This window comes from Subtercola boreus (assembly GCF_003399645.1).
In the GTDB taxonomy this organism is placed as follows: Bacteria; Actinomycetota; Actinomycetes; order Actinomycetales; family Microbacteriaceae; genus Subtercola; species Subtercola boreus_A.
The window spans coordinates 64,533-80,368 of record NZ_NBXD01000014.1 but is presented as its reverse complement, the minus strand read 5'-3'; the positions used below and the strand labels follow the sequence as shown (position 1 = coordinate 80,368).

The 15,836-nt window shown below is 69.4% G+C and carries 12 protein-coding genes; 8 read left to right on the top strand and 4 right to left on the bottom strand.

Annotated elements, in window-relative coordinates; all coding sequences use genetic code 11:
• Positions 1–188: 188 nt before the first annotated feature.
• On the top strand, positions 189–1,688 hold the full coding sequence (locus B7R24_RS06520; RefSeq protein WP_116418167.1) for an LCP family protein: 1,500 nt from the start codon (positions 189–191) through the stop codon (positions 1,686–1,688).
• 40 nt (positions 1,689–1,728) lie between these two features.
• Here B7R24_RS06520 and B7R24_RS06515 read toward each other — a convergent pair whose 3' ends face one another.
• Positions 1,729–2,406 (bottom strand): hypothetical protein, encoded by a 678-nt coding sequence (locus tag B7R24_RS06515; protein WP_116418166.1) that lies wholly within the window; start codon positions 2,404–2,406, stop codon positions 1,729–1,731.
• 98 nt (positions 2,407–2,504) lie between these two features.
• On the bottom strand, positions 2,505–3,653 hold the full coding sequence (locus B7R24_RS06510) for a LacI family DNA-binding transcriptional regulator (RefSeq protein ID WP_253259309.1): 1,149 nt from the start codon (positions 3,651–3,653) through the stop codon (positions 2,505–2,507).
• 166 nt (positions 3,654–3,819) lie between these two features.
• Between B7R24_RS06510 and B7R24_RS06505 the strand changes: the two genes are divergently transcribed.
• From B7R24_RS06505 to B7R24_RS06490, 4 genes are read left to right on the top strand one after another with little or no spacing between them, the layout of a single operon-like run.
• Positions 3,820–5,064: a sugar ABC transporter substrate-binding protein gene (locus B7R24_RS06505; RefSeq protein WP_116418164.1), complete on the top strand. Its 1,245-nt coding sequence runs from the start codon at positions 3,820–3,822 to the stop codon at positions 5,062–5,064.
• Between the two features lie 52 nt (positions 5,065–5,116).
• Positions 5,117–6,220 (top strand): carbohydrate ABC transporter permease, encoded by a 1,104-nt coding sequence (locus B7R24_RS06500; RefSeq protein ID WP_116418163.1) that lies wholly within the window; start codon positions 5,117–5,119, stop codon positions 6,218–6,220.
• On the top strand, positions 6,217–7,167 hold the full coding sequence (locus tag B7R24_RS06495; protein ID WP_116418162.1) for a carbohydrate ABC transporter permease: 951 nt from the start codon (positions 6,217–6,219) through the stop codon (positions 7,165–7,167). The genes B7R24_RS06500 and B7R24_RS06495 overlap by 4 nt, the downstream gene beginning before the upstream one ends.
• Positions 7,164–9,344 (top strand): amylo-alpha-1,6-glucosidase, encoded by a 2,181-nt coding sequence (locus B7R24_RS06490; RefSeq protein ID WP_116418161.1) that lies wholly within the window; start codon positions 7,164–7,166, stop codon positions 9,342–9,344. Before B7R24_RS06495 ends, B7R24_RS06490 begins: the two co-directional genes overlap by 4 nt.
• A 60-nt stretch (positions 9,345–9,404) precedes the next feature.
• On the opposite strand, the gene B7R24_RS06485 is transcribed toward B7R24_RS06490, so the two are convergent.
• Positions 9,405–10,817, bottom strand: a complete 1,413-nt coding sequence (locus tag B7R24_RS06485; RefSeq protein ID WP_116418160.1) for a glucose-6-phosphate dehydrogenase — start codon at positions 10,815–10,817, stop codon at positions 9,405–9,407.
• 119 nt (positions 10,818–10,936) lie between these two features.
• Between B7R24_RS06485 and B7R24_RS18285 the strand changes: the two genes are divergently transcribed.
• Together B7R24_RS18285 and B7R24_RS06465 are read left to right on the top strand one after the other, a co-directional pair.
• Positions 10,937–12,019 (top strand): hypothetical protein, encoded by a 1,083-nt coding sequence (locus tag B7R24_RS18285; protein WP_172582732.1) that lies wholly within the window; start codon positions 10,937–10,939, stop codon positions 12,017–12,019.
• Positions 12,020–12,246: 227 nt separating this feature from the next.
• A complete protein-coding gene (locus B7R24_RS06465; RefSeq protein ID WP_116418157.1) occupies positions 12,247–13,692 on the top strand; it encodes an MFS transporter in 1,446 nt (481 codons plus the stop codon).
• A 62-nt stretch (positions 13,693–13,754) separates the two neighbouring features.
• On the opposite strand, the gene B7R24_RS06460 is transcribed toward B7R24_RS06465, so the two are convergent.
• The gene (locus B7R24_RS06460) at positions 13,755–14,135 is read right to left on the bottom strand and encodes a hypothetical protein (RefSeq protein ID WP_216363633.1); all 381 of its coding nucleotides are present in this window, start codon (positions 14,133–14,135) and stop codon (positions 13,755–13,757) included.
• A gap of 140 nt (positions 14,136–14,275) precedes the next feature.
• Here B7R24_RS06460 and B7R24_RS17755 point away from each other — a divergent pair, with 140 nt between their 5' ends.
• The gene (locus B7R24_RS17755) at positions 14,276–15,823 is read left to right on the top strand and encodes a GAF domain-containing protein (RefSeq protein WP_437123512.1); all 1,548 of its coding nucleotides are present in this window, start codon (positions 14,276–14,278) and stop codon (positions 15,821–15,823) included.
• Positions 15,824–15,836 lie beyond the last annotated feature (13 nt).

The window sequence follows — 15,836 nt, the reverse complement described above, 5'->3', positions numbered from 1 at the left end:
ACGAAACCCTGCCATCCTTCATCTCTGCATCACAAGTCTATGCGTTTGCATACGATACAACCGCAGGGCTGCGGTTTTATTCCCACCTCCTCTGACGCAGTCGCCGGCTGGCAGTGCCGTGTAAATTTTCTGCGAATGGCCGGGTCGCTCAGCTGAGAGGTGCAGACGGATGCCTAGGCTCTGCTGCGATGACTACCGCTACGCCGCCCCGCCGCATGTTGACGCCCGATCAGCGCCGACGCCGCCGTCGACGCCAGGTCATTACACGGTGGTTCGTCATCGCGGTCATCCTCGTCGTCGTGACGGCCGGCGGGTACGTCGTCTACAACTACCAGCGCTTCGTCACCGGGATCAACCACATCGACGCGATTCCCGGCGGGTCGGGCGCGAGCGGCACCGACCAGAACATCCTCCTCGTCGGTGACGATCACCGCCCCGACAACGCCACCCCCGAACAGCTCGCCCAGCTCGGCACCGAACAGGACGGCGGCGGCACCAGCACCGACACCATGATCGTCGTGCACCTGCCGGCCGACGGCAGCTCGGCCACGATGATCTCCCTGCCGCGCGACTCCTGGGTCGACATTCCGGGCTACGGCGAAGACAAGCTGAACTCGGCGTTCGTTCACGGGGTGGAGGCCGGAGGCAACGACGCTGCCGGCGCCCAGCTCCTGGTCTCGACCATCCAGAAGCTCACCGGGTTGAAGATCGACCACTTCGTTCGCGTCTCCCTGCTCGGGTTCTACAACGTGGTCGACGCCCTCGGGCCCGTTCAGGTGTGCCTGAACCAGGCGGTGAAAGACCCGTTCTCGGCGATCGACCTGCCGGCCGGGGTCTCATCGCTCAACGCCTCCGAGGCGCTGTCGTTCGTGCGCCAGCGACACGGTCTGCCGAACGGCGATCTCGACCGGCAGGTTCGACAGCAGTACTTCCTCTCGGTCGAGGCCCGCCAGATTCTGTCGGCCGGCACCCTGCTGAACCCCGGCAAGCTCGCCAACGTTCTCGACGCCATCAGTTCGTCTGTCGAGACAGACGCCGGGCTGAACATCATCGACCTTGCTACGCAGATGCGAAACCTCAGCCCCGACAAGATCCGGTCGGCCACGATTCCCATCACCGGAACGCCGACCATCGACGTCGACGGGAACGAGGTGTCGATCGTGGCGGTCGACACCGCGGCAATGCCCGGGTTCATCGCCGGCATTCTCGGCAACGCTGCTCCGGATGCCTCGCCCACCCCCTCTGCGTACGATGCCGCCTCGGCCTCTGCACCCGGTGACGTCACGGTGACGGTGCTCAACGGGAGCGACGCCGACGGGGCCGCCGCATCGAGCACCGAGACGCTGAGCGGTTTCGGGTTCGCCACCGGCACCCCCGACTCGGCGGAGACCCGCGAGACCACGGTCGTCGAATACCCCGCAGGCAAGGAGGGCGACGCCAAGGCGGTCGCCGCGTACTTCCCCGGTGCGGCCGTCGAGGTCTCCGACAGCGCCGCCGACGTCACGGTCGTGCTCGGCGGCGATGGAATCACCGCGACCGATCCGGCCGGCTCCGGCAGCACCGGCTCCGGCAGCACCGACTCCGGCAGCGCCGACTCCACAGCCGCCACCGACGCCGGAACGGACGCAGCCACCCCAGCCCCCACCACTCCCGGCACGAGCTACGCGCAGGGCGCCTGCATCAACTGAAGCCCGCGCCATCCCCGCTCCCGCGCCGTACACCGCACCCTCAGTCGCCCACCACGTAGTCTCGGCCGCCGATGGTGAGGTCGACGCACAGACCGAGCAGCAGGTCGCGCTCCTCGAGCGACACCGGGGCCGGGATGATGAGCCGCGTTCCGAGGATGCGGATCGGCAGGCTGCCGTTTCTCGGCGACCCGTCGCCCAGCAGCCCGAGCAACCCGTCGTTCGCCACACTGAGGCCGAGGTCGAGCAGGTCGCCGGGCCTGATCGTCCACCCCGTGCGCGCCAGGATGACCTCGATGAGCGCCACCCGCATTCCGCGGGCGTCGACCACGAGCATCCGGTCGACGTCGGAGGTGCTCGCCCGATCGGGATCGCGCTCGACGCGGAACCGCTCGACGCCATCGGCCCCGCAGACCCTCGTGAACCCCCCGCAGGTCACCGACAGGGCCGGTTCGCTGTTGCGCGTGATGACCGACGGCGAGTTGTACCCGCTGTCGGTCACGATGCGGTCACCCTCGCGCGTGACCGACAGGTGCCGCCCCGGGCCGTGGTTGCGGAGGCCCAGTGCGATGGCGAACCTACCGCCGAACCCCCCGGCCCCGCCCTGCTTCGCCGTCGCCACCGGCGCACCCGGGCCGTCGGTGAACTCCACGGTCAGGGCATTGCTCGCACGCCGACCGACGCGGCCGACGATGACTTGGGGTGACGTCTTCTCCAACATGAGAAAACCTTAGCAAACTCCTTCAATAGGCGGGTCGGCGATCCCCCGCCCATCATCAGCCCCACGACACCGTTGCTTCCCAGTGGCACCCCCGCCCCTCACTCGGGAGACCAGCCGGGCACCACCATCTCCCGCACGACGAGACGCGGGATGACGAGACGGTGCCGCGGGTCATCGGCCTGCGGGCCCATGACCCCGTCCCCGGCGACCTCGCCAGCGGCATCACCCGAACGTTCGCCAGCGGCACCCCCCGAACTCTCGCCAGCGGCACCCCCCGAACCCGCCCCAGCGCCCGAGCCCGCAGCCGCACCGGCAGCGCTCTCCGCCATCAGCAGCTCCAGCACCCCCGCCGCGACGTCGCCGAGGCACTGCTCCACGCTCGACAGCCCGAGCGCCGCGGCGACCGGCGTGTTGTCGTACCCCGTCACCGGCAGCGCGTGCGGGTTGTTCATCATTGCCCCAAGCGCCAGAGAGTCGCTCGCGCAGACCACCGCGTCGAGACCCGGCACCTGTTCCCGCAGCCTCAGCATCGCCGCTCCGCCCTCGACCACGGTGTCGTTCGCCGCGACCTGCAGCGATTCGAGCAGCGCCACATCGGTGACCCCCGAAGCGACGAGGGCGCTCTGCCAGCCGCGCCGGCGGTCATCCCCCGTTCCCGACCCCACCGGCCAACCGATGTATCCCACCCGGCGCGCCCCGGCGGCCAGCGCGTGCTCGGTCGCGGCCCGCAGCCCGGCCGAGCCGTCGACATCCACCCACAGATGGTTCTCATCGCTCATGTCGTCGATGCCCCACGGCCGCCCGAACGTCACGAACGAGTGCCCGTTCTCGATCAACCACTCCGTGCGCGGGTCGCCGTGGAACGTCGATGTGAGCACGAACGCATCCACGTCTGCCCCGTCGATCAGCCGTTTGAACTGCACGATCTCGTCTTCGGGCCCCGCCGCCGTGAAGATCAGGATGCGCAGGCCCCTCTCGGCGGCCTGCTCGGTGAGCGCGTGCAGAAAGCGGTCCAGCACCGAGCCCGAGATGCCGTCGGTCATCGGATCGAGCCGAATACCGATGGTCGAACTCTTCCGCGTGCGGAGGCGCCTGGCCGACGCATGCGGACGGTACGCGAGCCGAGCGATGACCTCTTCGACCCGCTGCCGGGTGTCGGGCCGCACGATCGTCGGCGTGTTGAGCACATTCGACACCGTCTGCCGCGAGACACCCGCTGCATCGGCCACGTCTGAAATGGTCGCCATGCGCTTCATCCGATCCTCCGCGGTCAGCTTAGAACGATCCAACCACAATCCGCCGCACGTCTTGACACCCTCTGACGCGGCGATTAACGTGAGGTACAGCAAATTTGATCGATCAAATTGCCCCGACGACAACGATGTTGGATCGATCGAACACCAAGGAGACATCATGCAAAGAAGCACGAAGAGATGGCTGGCGCTCGGCGCCGTCGTCGCCGCAAGCACCCTCACTCTCGCCGGCTGCAGCGGATCCGGTTTCAGCGACAGCGCCGGTTCCAGCCAGAACGCCTCGTCACCCCTCACCGTTCTCATCGGCTCCAGCGGCGACGCCGAGACCAAGGCCGTGACGGATGCCGTCGCCACCTGGTCGAGCTCCTCGGGCACCCAGGCCACGGTCACCGCAGCCAGCGACCTGAACCAGCAGCTCAGCCAGGGTTTCGCATCCGGCAAGCCTGCCGACGTGTTCTACGTCTCGACCGACGCCCTCGCCGGCTACGCCGCGAACGGCTCCCTGCTCGCCTACGGCGAGAAGCTCGCGAACAAGGACGACTTCTACCCCACCCTCGTGAAGTCGTTCACCTACGACGGCCAGTTCTACTGCGCGCCCAAGGACTTCTCCACCCTCGGCCTCGTCATCAACACCGACCTCTGGTCGCAGGCCGGCCTCACCGACGCCGACGTTCCCACCACCTGGGACCAGTTGAGCGCCGTCGCCCAGAAGCTGACGACCGCCGACCACGCCGGGTTGAGCTTCTCACCGGAGTACGCACGCGTCGGGGCCTTCATGGCCGAGGCCGGTGGCGGCCTCGTGAACACCGACGGCACGACCGCGACCGCGAACTCCGCGGCCAGTGTCGCCGGCCTCAGCTACGTCAAGAGCCTCCTGACCAGCGGCGCCGCGAAGTACTCCTCCACCCTCGGGGCCGGCTGGGGCGGCGAGGCGTTCGGCAAGGGCCTCGCGGCAATGACCATCGAAGGCAACTGGATCAGCGGCGCCATGAAGGCCGACTACCCGGGTATCAAGTACCGCATCGCCGAGCTTCCCGCGGGCACCGCCGGCCAGGGCACCCTGCAGTTCACCAACTGCTGGGGCATCGCCGCCGACAGCCAGAACCAGGATGCCGCCCTCAAGCTGGTCGAACAACTCACCTCCACCGACCAGCAGTTGGCATTCGCCAGCGCCTTCGGCGTGATGCCCTCCGTGCAGTCGGCAGCGGCGGAGTGGAAGTCGGCCAACCCAGACTTGGCCCCCTTCCTCGACTCCGCGACCTTCGCCCAGGGTGTGCCCACCGCGCAGGGTTCGGCCGATGTCATCAAAGACCTGAACTCACAGCTCGAGTCACTGGCGACCGCCGATCCGCAGGCCATCCTCGACTCGACGCAGAAGAACCTCGAAGCGGTGATCGGCAAGTAGGCGCGGGCGGGCGCCGGGCAGGCACGGGTACGGGCTTCGGGAGGAACAGGTCATGACAGCACTCACGGACCGTCGGGCATCCGCTCGGAGGCGATCGCACATCGCCGGCCGGGAGGGCGTCGCGGGGTGGCTCTTCACCGCTCCGATGATCGTCATCCTGGGCCTGTTCCTCGTGGTGCCGGTGGGGATGGCGCTCTGGGTGAGCTTCTCCGACTGGACCGGTCGGGGCAGCCCCTTCTCGGGCACCGTCGGCTTCGTCGGCACCGACAACTACAGCGAACTGCTGAACGGCGGCGGCCTGGCCGAGCGCGACTTCGGTATCTCGCTGCGCAACAACGGCTGGTACGTGCTGCTCGTCGTACCGCTGCAGACGGCGCTGTCGCTCTTTCTGGCCGTGCTGGTGAACCGCGCGGTTCTGCGGGGGCGCGGGTTCTTTCGCACCGCGTTCTACTTTCCGTCGGTCACCAGTTCGGTTGCCATCACCGTGCTCTGGCTCTTTCTCTTCGGAGCGACCGGCGCCGTCAACAAAGTGCTCTCGTACCTCGGCGTGAACGGTCCGAACTGGTTCCAGGACCCGTCGGGCATCGTGCACAACTTCTTCGGGCTCTTCGGAGTGACCCAGGGTCCGGGGTTCCTGACCGACAACACCGCGCTCGGCGTCTCGCTCTGGGACTGGCTCTCCGGGCCATCCGTCGCCATGTCGGCCTTCGTCCTGATGGCCGTCTTCACCACCAGCGGCACGTTCATGCTGCTGTTCATCGCGGCCCTGCAGAACCTCAGCGGTGAAACGCAGGAGGCGGCGATGATGGATGGCGCGAACGGCTGGCAACGCTTCTTCCGGGTCACGCTCCCGCAGCTCAAGCCCACACTCTTCACGGTTCTGACGCTCGGCGTCATCGGAACCTGGCAGGTTTTCGACCAGATCTACACGGGAACACAGGGCGGGCCGGGCAAGACGACGGTGACGCCGGCCTACCTCTCCTACACCTCCGCGTTCAACAACCAGCAGTGGGGGCAGGGCTCGGCGATCGCGTTCATCCTGTTCGTGATCATCGTCGTGCTCACCCTGCTGCAGCGCTTCATCCTGCGCGACAAGGCCGTCTCGAAACGGCGCCTGCGGGCCTACAGCCTCGACACGAAGGGAACGGGCCGATGACCGCCACCACCCCGACCGCACGCTCGCTCGCCCTGGCCGTCACCGCCGAGGAGGTGCTGAAGGCGCCCTCGTCGGCGACCCCGTCCGGCCCTGGCCGCAGGGCGGGTGCGGCACGCCCCGGTGCCGCCCTCGTCGCGAAGTCGCTCCTCTACGCGCTGCTCGTGGCGATCGCCGTCGTCTACATCTTCCCGTTCCTCATCAACCTCGCCACCTCGTTCAAGACCGATGCCGAAGCGGCCAGCTCGCCCCTCTCGCTGCTGCCGCAGACCATCACCACCGCGGCCTACGAACGGTTGTTCCTGAACTCCGACTTCCCGGTCTGGTTCAAGAACTCGTTCGTCGTGACGATCTTCGTGACGGCCGGTCGCGTCTTCTTCGACTCTCTCGCCGGGTACGCCCTCGCACGACTGCGCTATCGCGGCCGCAACGTGGTGTTCGCTGCACTCATCGCCATCATGGCCGTGCCGAACGTCGTGCTGCTCATCCCGAAGTTCCTGGTGATCAACCAGCTCGGCATGTACGACTCGTACAGCGGCATGATCATCCCTCTGCTCGCGGACGCCGCCGGCATCTTCATCATGAAGAACTTCTTCGAGTCGATACCGGCGAGCGTCGAGGAGCAGGCGAAGATCGACGGCGCCGGCGTCTTCCGCACCTTCTGGTCGATCGTGTTGCCGATGGCCCGGCCCGCCCTCATCACCATCATCATCCTGTCGTTCCAGGGGTCGTGGAACGAGCTGTCGCACTTCATCATCTCGACGCAGTCCCCCGACCTCACGACACTCACCAAGGGTATGGCCTCGCTCGCGAGCGGGCAGCTGAGCCAGGGCTCGCAGTACCCGCTGAAGCTGGCGGCCGCAGCGATCATGACGGTGCCCGTCGCCGTCGTCTTCTTCATCTTCCAGCGACGCATCCTGAATGCGAGCGACGGGGCGGTGAAGGAGTGACGGAGGTGCCCGGGCGACTGCGGCAACCCCTCCTCGCCGACGAGCTCGTCGTCTACCGCGCCCCGACCCAAGTGTGGTCGGCTCACGACGGCTCCCTCGGAGGCAGTCCCATTCACGGGGTGTACCACTCAGACATCCGGATGTTCGCCGGGCTCAGCATCGACGTCGGCGGCGTGACACCCGAATCGATCGCGACCCATCGGAACGGCGCCTCCTCGGTGACCTTCGTCTCGCTGCTGCGCGAACTGGATGGTGCGGGAGCCGACCCGCGAGTGCGCCTGGACCGCACCCGAACCGTCGCCGACGGACACCTCACCGAGACCCTCACGGTCACCTCGGCGATCGCCACGCCGATCGACACCACCCTGACCCTCACCCTCTGCCCCGACTTCTCGGAGATGCAGTCCGTGAAGGCGGGGCTCGAGGGAACCGGCCGGGCGGCCGCGGGTGGCCCCGCCGCAGGGGGTCCCGCCGCAGGTGGCCCGGCCGCAGGGGCGACGCCACACCCCCCTGCCCCGTCGACCCCCTCCCCGGGCGACGGAGCGCACGCCGCCGTTTTCGAGCACGGCACCGCGCGCGCCGCGCTCACCGCGCCGGGTGCCACCACCTCGCGCACCGCGGGCGCGGCGGGTGGCGCCAGCGAGAGCACCTGGCCGATCCACGTCGCCCCGCACTCGAGCACAACCGTCACGTTCACGCTCGACCTCAGCGACTCGGCCAACGTCGTCGCCGGTCCGCCGCTCGATGCGCACCGGGTGAAGCCGAGCATCCGGAGCGACGACACGCGCCTCGCCCACTGGGTGGAGACGGCGCTCGACGACCTCGACGCCCTGCGGCTCGTGACCCGGGCGTACCCCGACGAGCCATTCCTCGCGGCCGGTGCGCCCTGGTTCTTCACCCTCTTCGGTCGTGACTCACTCTGGGCCGCGCGCTTCCTCCTGCCGTTCGGCACCGAGCTGGCGGGCTCGACGCTGAAGCTGCTGGCCCGCCTGCAGGGCACGCGCGAGGTCGCCGACACCGCCGAGCAGCCGGGCAAGATCATGCACGAGCTGCGCGCGAGCGAGCTGCTGATCCCCGGCGAGAACGTCTCGCTGCCCCCGCTGTACTACGGCACGGTCGACGCGACCGCGCTGTGGATCATCCTGCTGCACGATGCGTGGACGTGGGGCCTCGACGACGCCACCGTGCGCGCTCTGCTGCCGAACCTGCGCGCCGCCCTTGCGTGGATGCGCGACTACGGCGACAGTGACGGCGACGGTTTTCTCGAGTACGTCGACACCACAGGCCACGGGCTTGCGAACCAGGGCTGGAAGGACTCCGGCGACTCGATCCAGTGGCGCGACGGCACCCTGGCGACCGGGCCCATCGCGCTCTGTGAGGTGCAGGGCTACGCCCATGAGGCAGCCGTCGGTGGGGCGGCGCTGCTTGCGCACTTCGCTGGGCTTCCGGATGTCGCGGGGCCCGCCGCGCGCCCTGCCGCCGCGCGCGCCGCGGATTCCGGTTCCGCGCGCCCCACCGAAGCCGACGAATGGCTGGCGTGGGCCGACGCCCTCAAGCAGCGTTTCGCCGACCACTTCTGGATCGACTCCCCCCACGGCGCCTATCCCGCCGTTGCACTCGACGCCTCCAAGCGACGCGTCGACACCGTGACCAGCAATATCGGCCACCTCCTCGGCACCGGCATCCTCACCTCCGACCAGGCCGCCCTCATCGCCGCTCGCCTCGTCTCCCCCGAACTCAGTTCGGGCTACGGGCTCCGTACGATGTCCACCGACTCCGCCGGCTACTGGCCTCTCAGCTACCACGGCGGATCGGTCTGGGCCCACGACACCGCCATCGCGATCGCCGGCCTCGGCCGCGAAGGCCTCACCGCAGAGGCAGCCGTTCTGATCGAGGGCCTCCTCGCGGCCGCCGAGGGCTTCGACTACCGGATGCCCGAGCTGCACTCCGGCGACCCGCTCACGTCAGCGTCGAAAGCCGTCCCGTACCCCGCCGCCTGCCGTCCGCAGGCGTGGTCGGCAGCCGCCGCCGTCAGCGTTCTCACGACCACCCTCGGCCTGAATCCGGATGCCGCGTGCGGCACTCTCGCCGTAAACCCGATCCGCCCGGCCCCCGCCGGCGCCCTCACCGTGACCGGCCTCCGCGTCGGCAGCTCCGCCCACACGATCCACACCTGACCGACCCCACCCCGCCACGCCCACCCGAGGCAGCGCGGGGCGGTGAGCGCTACCCCGCCGCTACTCCGTCACGTCGTGCGACCAGCTGCTCGGGCCCTGGGAGCCCGCGGCGTACTCCTCGAGGGGCACGTCGCCCCGCTTCCACGCGTTCAGCACGGGTGCGACGATGCGCCAGCACTGTTCGGCCACATCGCCGCGGATCGACAGCGTCGGATCACTGCCGAGCACCCCCCGCATCACCTCGCCGTAGGCCGTCAGGGGGCTCGGTGCCAGCTCGGTCGTCAGGTCGTGCCGCTCGAGGCTGAACGGATCGTCGTCGCCGTTCAATGTCAACTCGAAGGTGAGGGTCTCGGGCTTGAGACCGATCACCAGGCGCTCGCGCGACTGCGCGCCGGTCAAGCCGGCGGGCACGAATCCGACCGGCTTGAGGGTCAGGACGACCTGCTTCACCGGTTCGCCGATAGCCTTGCCCGACCGCAGCGCGAACGGCACGCCCGCCCACCGCCGGGTGTCGACCGACACCACCATCTCAGCCAGCGTCTCCGTCTCCCGCGACGGGTCGACACCCTCCTCCGACGCATACGAAGGCATCTTCCGGGTGCCCACGGTACCGGCCGTGTAGCGCGCACGCCGGCTGACAGCATCCGTTCCCTGCAGCTGCGGAACCCCCGACCACACCGAAGTGGCCCGCAGCACGGCCGCCGTCGCCGCCCGGAAGTCGACCGGGTCGATGCGCGTCGGCGCCTCCATCGCGACGATAGACAGCACCTGCAACAGGTGCGACTGCAGCATGTCGATCAGGGCGCCCGAACTGTCGTAGTACCCGGCTCGCCCCTCGAGCCCGAGGTCTTCGTCGTAGATGATCTCGACCTTCTCGACGTTCTGGTTGTTCCAGATCGGCTCGACCAGTCGGTTGACGAAACGAAGGCCCAAAATGTTGAGCACCGTCGACATGCCGAGAAAGTGGTCGACACGGTGGATCTGCTCCTCGGGTACGAGCTTCAGCAGGTGCCGGTTGAGCGTGGCAGCGCTCCGCGCGTCGGAGGCAAACGGCTTCTCGAGCGCCAGCACCGTTCCCCCGGGCAACTCGACCTTCGCGAGCGTGTCGATGACCTTCACCACGATCGCGGGCGGCAGCGCGAAGTAGATCACCAGAGCACCCTCCACTCCGCCCAGGATGCCCGCGAGATCGTCTTTCGAGGTCGGGTCGGCCACCACGTAGTCGGCGTCGGCGATGATCTGCCGAGCATCCGCCCCCTTCGCCCCCACCGCATCGAGTGCCGTCGCGACGGTCTTCTGCCATTCGTCGCGGCTGCGCTCCGAACGCCCGGAACCGAGAATGCGCAGCCCCGAGATGAGCTCCTTGTCGGCCTCGACCCCGCCCGCGATGAGGCTGCCGAGGCCGGGCAGCAGGAGGCGTTCGGTGAGGTCTCCGCTCGCGCCGAGAATGAGAAGGGTGTGTGACGTGGTCATGGTCCGAGCGTACGCGGCAGAACCGACACCCGGCCATGCACTCCCGAATGCTTGACAGTCGGCTACTCTGGCAGCAGAAAAGCGCCGACCCGCACGGTGACGCCGGGGAGGGCCGCAACATGTCGACTGCCGAACACGAGCGTCGCCGGCCGGGCCGCCGCACCCTGAACCTCGGTCTCGGTGCCTTCGCCGCGGTGGTCGCCCTGCTCATCGCCGGGGGTGTCGTCGCCGATCTTCGGCAGGGTGCGGCCGCGCACGAGGCCGCGATCGCCTCCCGCGAAGCGTCGTCTGAGCTCTTCACGACGGCTCAGGATGCCGAGACCACCGCCCAGGCGACCTACACCTCGAGCGTGTCCGATGCCTCGGCACTCGCGGCACAACTCGGCGCGCTGACGACGCCGCTGGCGACGTTCGCAGACCAGTCGGCACTCGACACCGCCGCCGCCACCGCGGCCCGGGTCACGGCGGCCCTCGCCTCCGACGCCGGAGCGGGCGGCGGAACCGCGAGCGCCTCAGCAGCGAACTCCGCAGCCGCGGCCCCCGCAGCCGCGACAACGGCAGCCGCAGGCTCCGCGCCCACCGCAGCTGCGCCTGCGACCACCGTCACGCTCACCGCCGTCTCCGTCACCGCGACCACGACCCCGGGCATCCTCGCCGACGCGGCTGCTCTCGACGCCGCCCGCGCCAGTGCCGACGCGCACGCCGCCGCACTCACGGATGCAGCGGCCACCCTCACCGCCCAGTCAGTCGAAGCGCGAGCCGCACTGGCGAGCGTCTCGACCGCCGCAGTCGCCCGCGGACAGAAGATCCTCGACGATTCCGCCCTCGCCACCTCGGAGACGCGCGACGCGCTCGGCGCGGCCCTGACCGCCGTGACGTCGGCCGGAAGCGCTCTCGAAACCGGTGTCGCCGTGACATCCGTCGACCTGACCGGCGCCGTCACCGCCTACATCGCCGCGGCCCAGGCTGTGCAGGCCAGCCAGACGGCCGCCGAAGAGGCGAAGGCCGAGGCAGCCCGTGCAGCAGCGGCCGTCAGATCGTCGTCGAGTTCCGGCGGGAGCGGTGGCGGCGGTAGCAGCGGCAGCGGCAGCAGCAGCAGCGGTAGCTCGGGTGGTGGCGGGGTCATCTTCCCCGTCACGCCCCCGATCTTCACCTTCACCTGCACCGACGTCATCACCGGCGCGTCCTACACCTGCCCGTGACCCCCAGTGGAGCCCGCACGCCCCGGCACCGCCTACCCGTCCCCGCGCCACCCCGCGCCACCCGCACGCCGCCCGCGTGCCGCCCGCCCCGCCGCCGCACTCCCACCACGCCCTGCCCCGCCACCGCCACCGCCACCGCACCCCGGCGCAGCCCGCGCGCCCACCAGAGCCCACGGATACTTGCCCCGCAGGAAATAAATTCACCCCACCCGCGACTTGAGGTCACTATGAGCACCTCCGTACACAGGCAGGGCGTCGGCTTCCGTTCCGAGCGCGGCCCCCTCCTCATCGCCCTGATGCTCGCCACAGGGCTCGTCGCCATCGACGCGACGATCCTGGCCACCAGCGTGCCGTCGATCGTGGCCGACCTCGGGGACTTCTCCCAGTTCCCCTGGCTCTTCTCCATCTATCTGCTCGCCCAGGCCGTCTCTGTGCCTGTGTACGCGAAACTCAGTGACACGGTCGGGCGCAAGCCGATCATCCTGATCGGCATCTCGCTCTTTCTGGTCGGCTCGATTCTCTGCGGCTTCGCGTGGAGCATGCCCGCGCTCATCCTCTTCCGCGTGGTGCAGGGTCTCGGTGCCGGGGCGGTGGCGCCGATGTCGATCACGATCGCCGGCGACATCTACTCCCTGGCCGAACGGGCGAAGGTGCAGGGGTACCTGGCGAGCGTCTGGGCGATCTCATCGGTGGTCGGCCCGAGCCTCGGCGGTCTCTTCTCCGAGTTCGTCTCCTGGCGCTTCATCTTCTTCGTGAACATCCCGCTCTGCCTGATTGCGGGCTGGATGCTCATCCGCAACTTCCACGAGAAGATCGAACGCACTAGACACACGGTCGACTACGCCGGGGCCGCCGTGCTGACGGTGGCACTGACGTCGCTGATTCTGGCCGTGCTCGAAGGCGGACAGGCCTGGGCGTGGGACTCCCCCGCCAGCTTCGCGGCCTTCGGCATCGGCGCAGTGGCCGTGGTCGCGTTCCTGCTCGTCGAACGACACGCCGCTGAACCCGTGCTGCCGCTCTGGGTTTTCTCCCGACGCCTGCTGCTCACCACCACCCTCATCTCGCTGGGTGTCGGCGCCGTGCTCGTCGGGCTGACGTCGTTCGTGCCCACGTTCCTCGAGGGCGCGACCGGCGTCTCGCCGCTGGTGGCAGGGCTCGCGGTGGCGTCCATCACCATCGGCTGGCCGATCGCTGCGTCGCAGTCGGGGCGGGTGTACCTGCGGATCGGGTTCCGCTCGACAGTTCTCATCGGACTCGCCGTGGCGGTCGCGGGTGCCGTGTCGCTGGCCCTCTCGGCTCCCAATCCGAACCTGGTGCTCACGACCGTGAGCTGCTTCGTGGTCGGGCTCGGTCTGGGTTTCGTCGCGACGCCGTCGCTGATCGCCGCCCAGTCGAGCGTGCCCTGGAACGAGCGCGGGGTCGTGACGGGCACCAACCTCTTCGCGCGGTCGATCGGCAGCGCCGTGGGCGTGGCCATCTTCGGTGCGATCGCGAACGGCATCTACGCCGCGCACGGCGACGGCGGCACCTCCGACCCGGCGACCATCGCCCTCGCCTCCGGCAGCGCCTTCATCGCGGTCGCCGTCTGCGCCGGAGCGACCGTACTCGCCGCAGTCTCGATGCCACGGATCGTCACCGAAGTGGTCGCCGAGCCCGCCCCCGAACCCGCATAGCGGCCGTTCGCCGAACCGCTCAGCCGCAGCCCGCCACCCCGAGCGGCAGGTCGCCGAAACGCTCAGAGAGCGTCGTCGCCCGCATCCTGCTCACGACCGCCACTGCGCTTCCCGGCCCGCCGCCCGTCCTGACGCAGCTCGCGCTCGCTCTCTTCTTTCTCGCTCATGAACGAAAGCACGAACAGCAGCCACAGCATCGCGAAGATGATCAGCGCGGCAACGATGTCACTCCACTGCGTCGGGAACAGCCGGCCGTCGATCGACAGCACCAGCACGGTCTCGATCGAGGCGAAAAGCGTGAAGAACACCGCCATGATCGCCCGCGTGCGCCGGATGCTGCGGCCCCGACGATGGATCTTCACGCGACGCAGTTCCACCATCAGGGCCAGCAGGATGATCGGCAGGATCTGTGCCAGCGCGGTCGCCGTGGCGACATCGAACAACCGGATCTCCATGCCAGAACTGTAGCGGCTCGACCACCGCCCGAGGCGTTGCCGGTTCCCGCGCCATCTCCAGCCTGTTCGGTGCGGTGAGGGGTATCCTGAGGCGCACAGCCACAGATCAGCGCAGATCGGAACACCCCTTGGCCCGCACGGTCGCCATCACTCCCTCGGGCGATACACCGCGCCACCGAGCCGCCCTCGCGCACGACTCCGTGGTCGGCGAATCCGTGGTCGGCGAATCCGTGCGGGGTTCGGCGGGGCAGGGCGGCCCCGCGCACACCGTCGCGGTGCGGCGAATCGTGGAGGAGAGCTGGCAGCGTTCCCTCGAGCTGCACCTCGACCCCGACCGGCTCACTCCCGCGTTCGACCTCGACGATGATGCCCTGAGGGAGTATCGCAGCGCTCATCCGCTCGCGCTGGTGCTGCCGGTCATCCATCGCCTGCTCATCGCGCACACCTTCGAACGCGGGCTGATCGTGGCGATCGGCGACCAGGCGGGCCGGTTGCTGTGGATCGACGGCGACCGCGACCTGCGCCGCCGAGCGGAGGGCATGTCGTTCGTCGAGGGGGCGAACTGGTCGGAACGCGTCGTCGGAACGAGCGCGCCCGGAACCGCGCTGGCCTTGGATCGCAGCATCCAGATCGGCGGGGCCGAGCACTTCAACCGCATCGTGCACCCGTGGAGCTGCACCGCCGTGCCCGTGCACGACCCGGGCTCGGGCGACGTGCTCGGCGTCATCGACGTGACCGGAGGCGATGACGCGGTCTCGCCGATCACGCTGCCCCTGCTCGAAGCCGCCGTGGCTGCCGCTGAGGCCGAGTTGCGCATCCACCAGCTCTCGCCGGGCATCCTGCCCCGCCCGGGTCAGTCGCGAGCGGGCCTGCCGCACGCGGGCCTTCCGCAGGCCGGCCTGTCGCACGCCGGCCTGGCGAACGCCGGCCTGGCGAACGCCGGCCAGGCGAACGCGGGGCTGGCGAACGCGGGGCTGCGCAGCTCCGGTCCGCCCCGCCCGGGCCGCGCCGAGCGGCATCATGCGACGCACATCGTGTCGGCTCCGGCGAGGCGTTCATCGACGGATGCCCCCCTTCTCAGCGTGCTCGGCCGCGAGGCGGGCCGCCTGACCCAGGGTGGCCGGTCGCACGAACTGAGCGTGCGGCACTCCGAGATCCTCACCCTGCTGGCGTGGAACCGGCACGGACTCTCGGCCGAGCAGCTGGCCCAGAAGCTCTACGCGGCCGACAACTCGGTCGCGACTCTTCGTGCGGAGATGGTGCGGTTGCGCGCTGTGCTGGCCGACATCGACCCCGCGCTCGAACCGCTGTCGCGCCCCTACCGCCTGCCCGTGCCGATCGAGCTCGACGCGCACCGCGTTCTGGCGTTTCTCGAGCGGGGGGCGCACAGGGTGGCCCTCGGTGCCTACGCCGGCGAGGTGCTGGCGGGGTCGCGGGCGCCGGGGGTCGTCGAGATCCGCCGTGAGGTCAGCGCGAACGTGCGGGAGTCGCTGATGGCCGACGCCTCCGCCGAGGTGCTGCTGGGGTACGCCCGCTCCGACGAATGTTCGTACGACCGAGAGGTCTGGGCGGAATGCCTCAAACGGCTACCGGCGCACTCGCCCCGCCGGGCATCCGTCGTCTCCCGCATCGAACGCATCGACGCCGAACTCGCCGCACCCGCCCGCCCGCGCTGACCCGCCCCGCGCC

Coding starts and splice junctions, on each gene's coding strand:
- B7R24_RS06520 (WP_116418167.1), top strand. CDS start 189: ATGACTACCGCTACGCCGCCCCGCCGCATGTTGACGCCCGATCAGCGC.
- B7R24_RS06515 (WP_116418166.1), bottom strand. CDS start 2,406: ATGTTGGAGAAGACGTCACCCCAAGTCATCGTCGGCCGCGTCGGTCGG.
- B7R24_RS06510 (WP_253259309.1), bottom strand. CDS start 3,653: ATGGCGACCATTTCAGACGTGGCCGATGCAGCGGGTGTCTCGCGGCAG.
- B7R24_RS06505 (WP_116418164.1), top strand. CDS start 3,820: ATGCAAAGAAGCACGAAGAGATGGCTGGCGCTCGGCGCCGTCGTCGCC.
- B7R24_RS06500 (WP_116418163.1), top strand. CDS start 5,117: ATGACAGCACTCACGGACCGTCGGGCATCCGCTCGGAGGCGATCGCAC.
- B7R24_RS06495 (WP_116418162.1), top strand. CDS start 6,217: ATGACCGCCACCACCCCGACCGCACGCTCGCTCGCCCTGGCCGTCACC.
- B7R24_RS06485 (WP_116418160.1), bottom strand. CDS start 10,817: ATGACCACGTCACACACCCTTCTCATTCTCGGCGCGAGCGGAGACCTC.
- B7R24_RS18285 (WP_172582732.1), top strand. CDS start 10,937: ATGTCGACTGCCGAACACGAGCGTCGCCGGCCGGGCCGCCGCACCCTG.
- B7R24_RS06465 (WP_116418157.1), top strand. CDS start 12,247: ATGAGCACCTCCGTACACAGGCAGGGCGTCGGCTTCCGTTCCGAGCGC.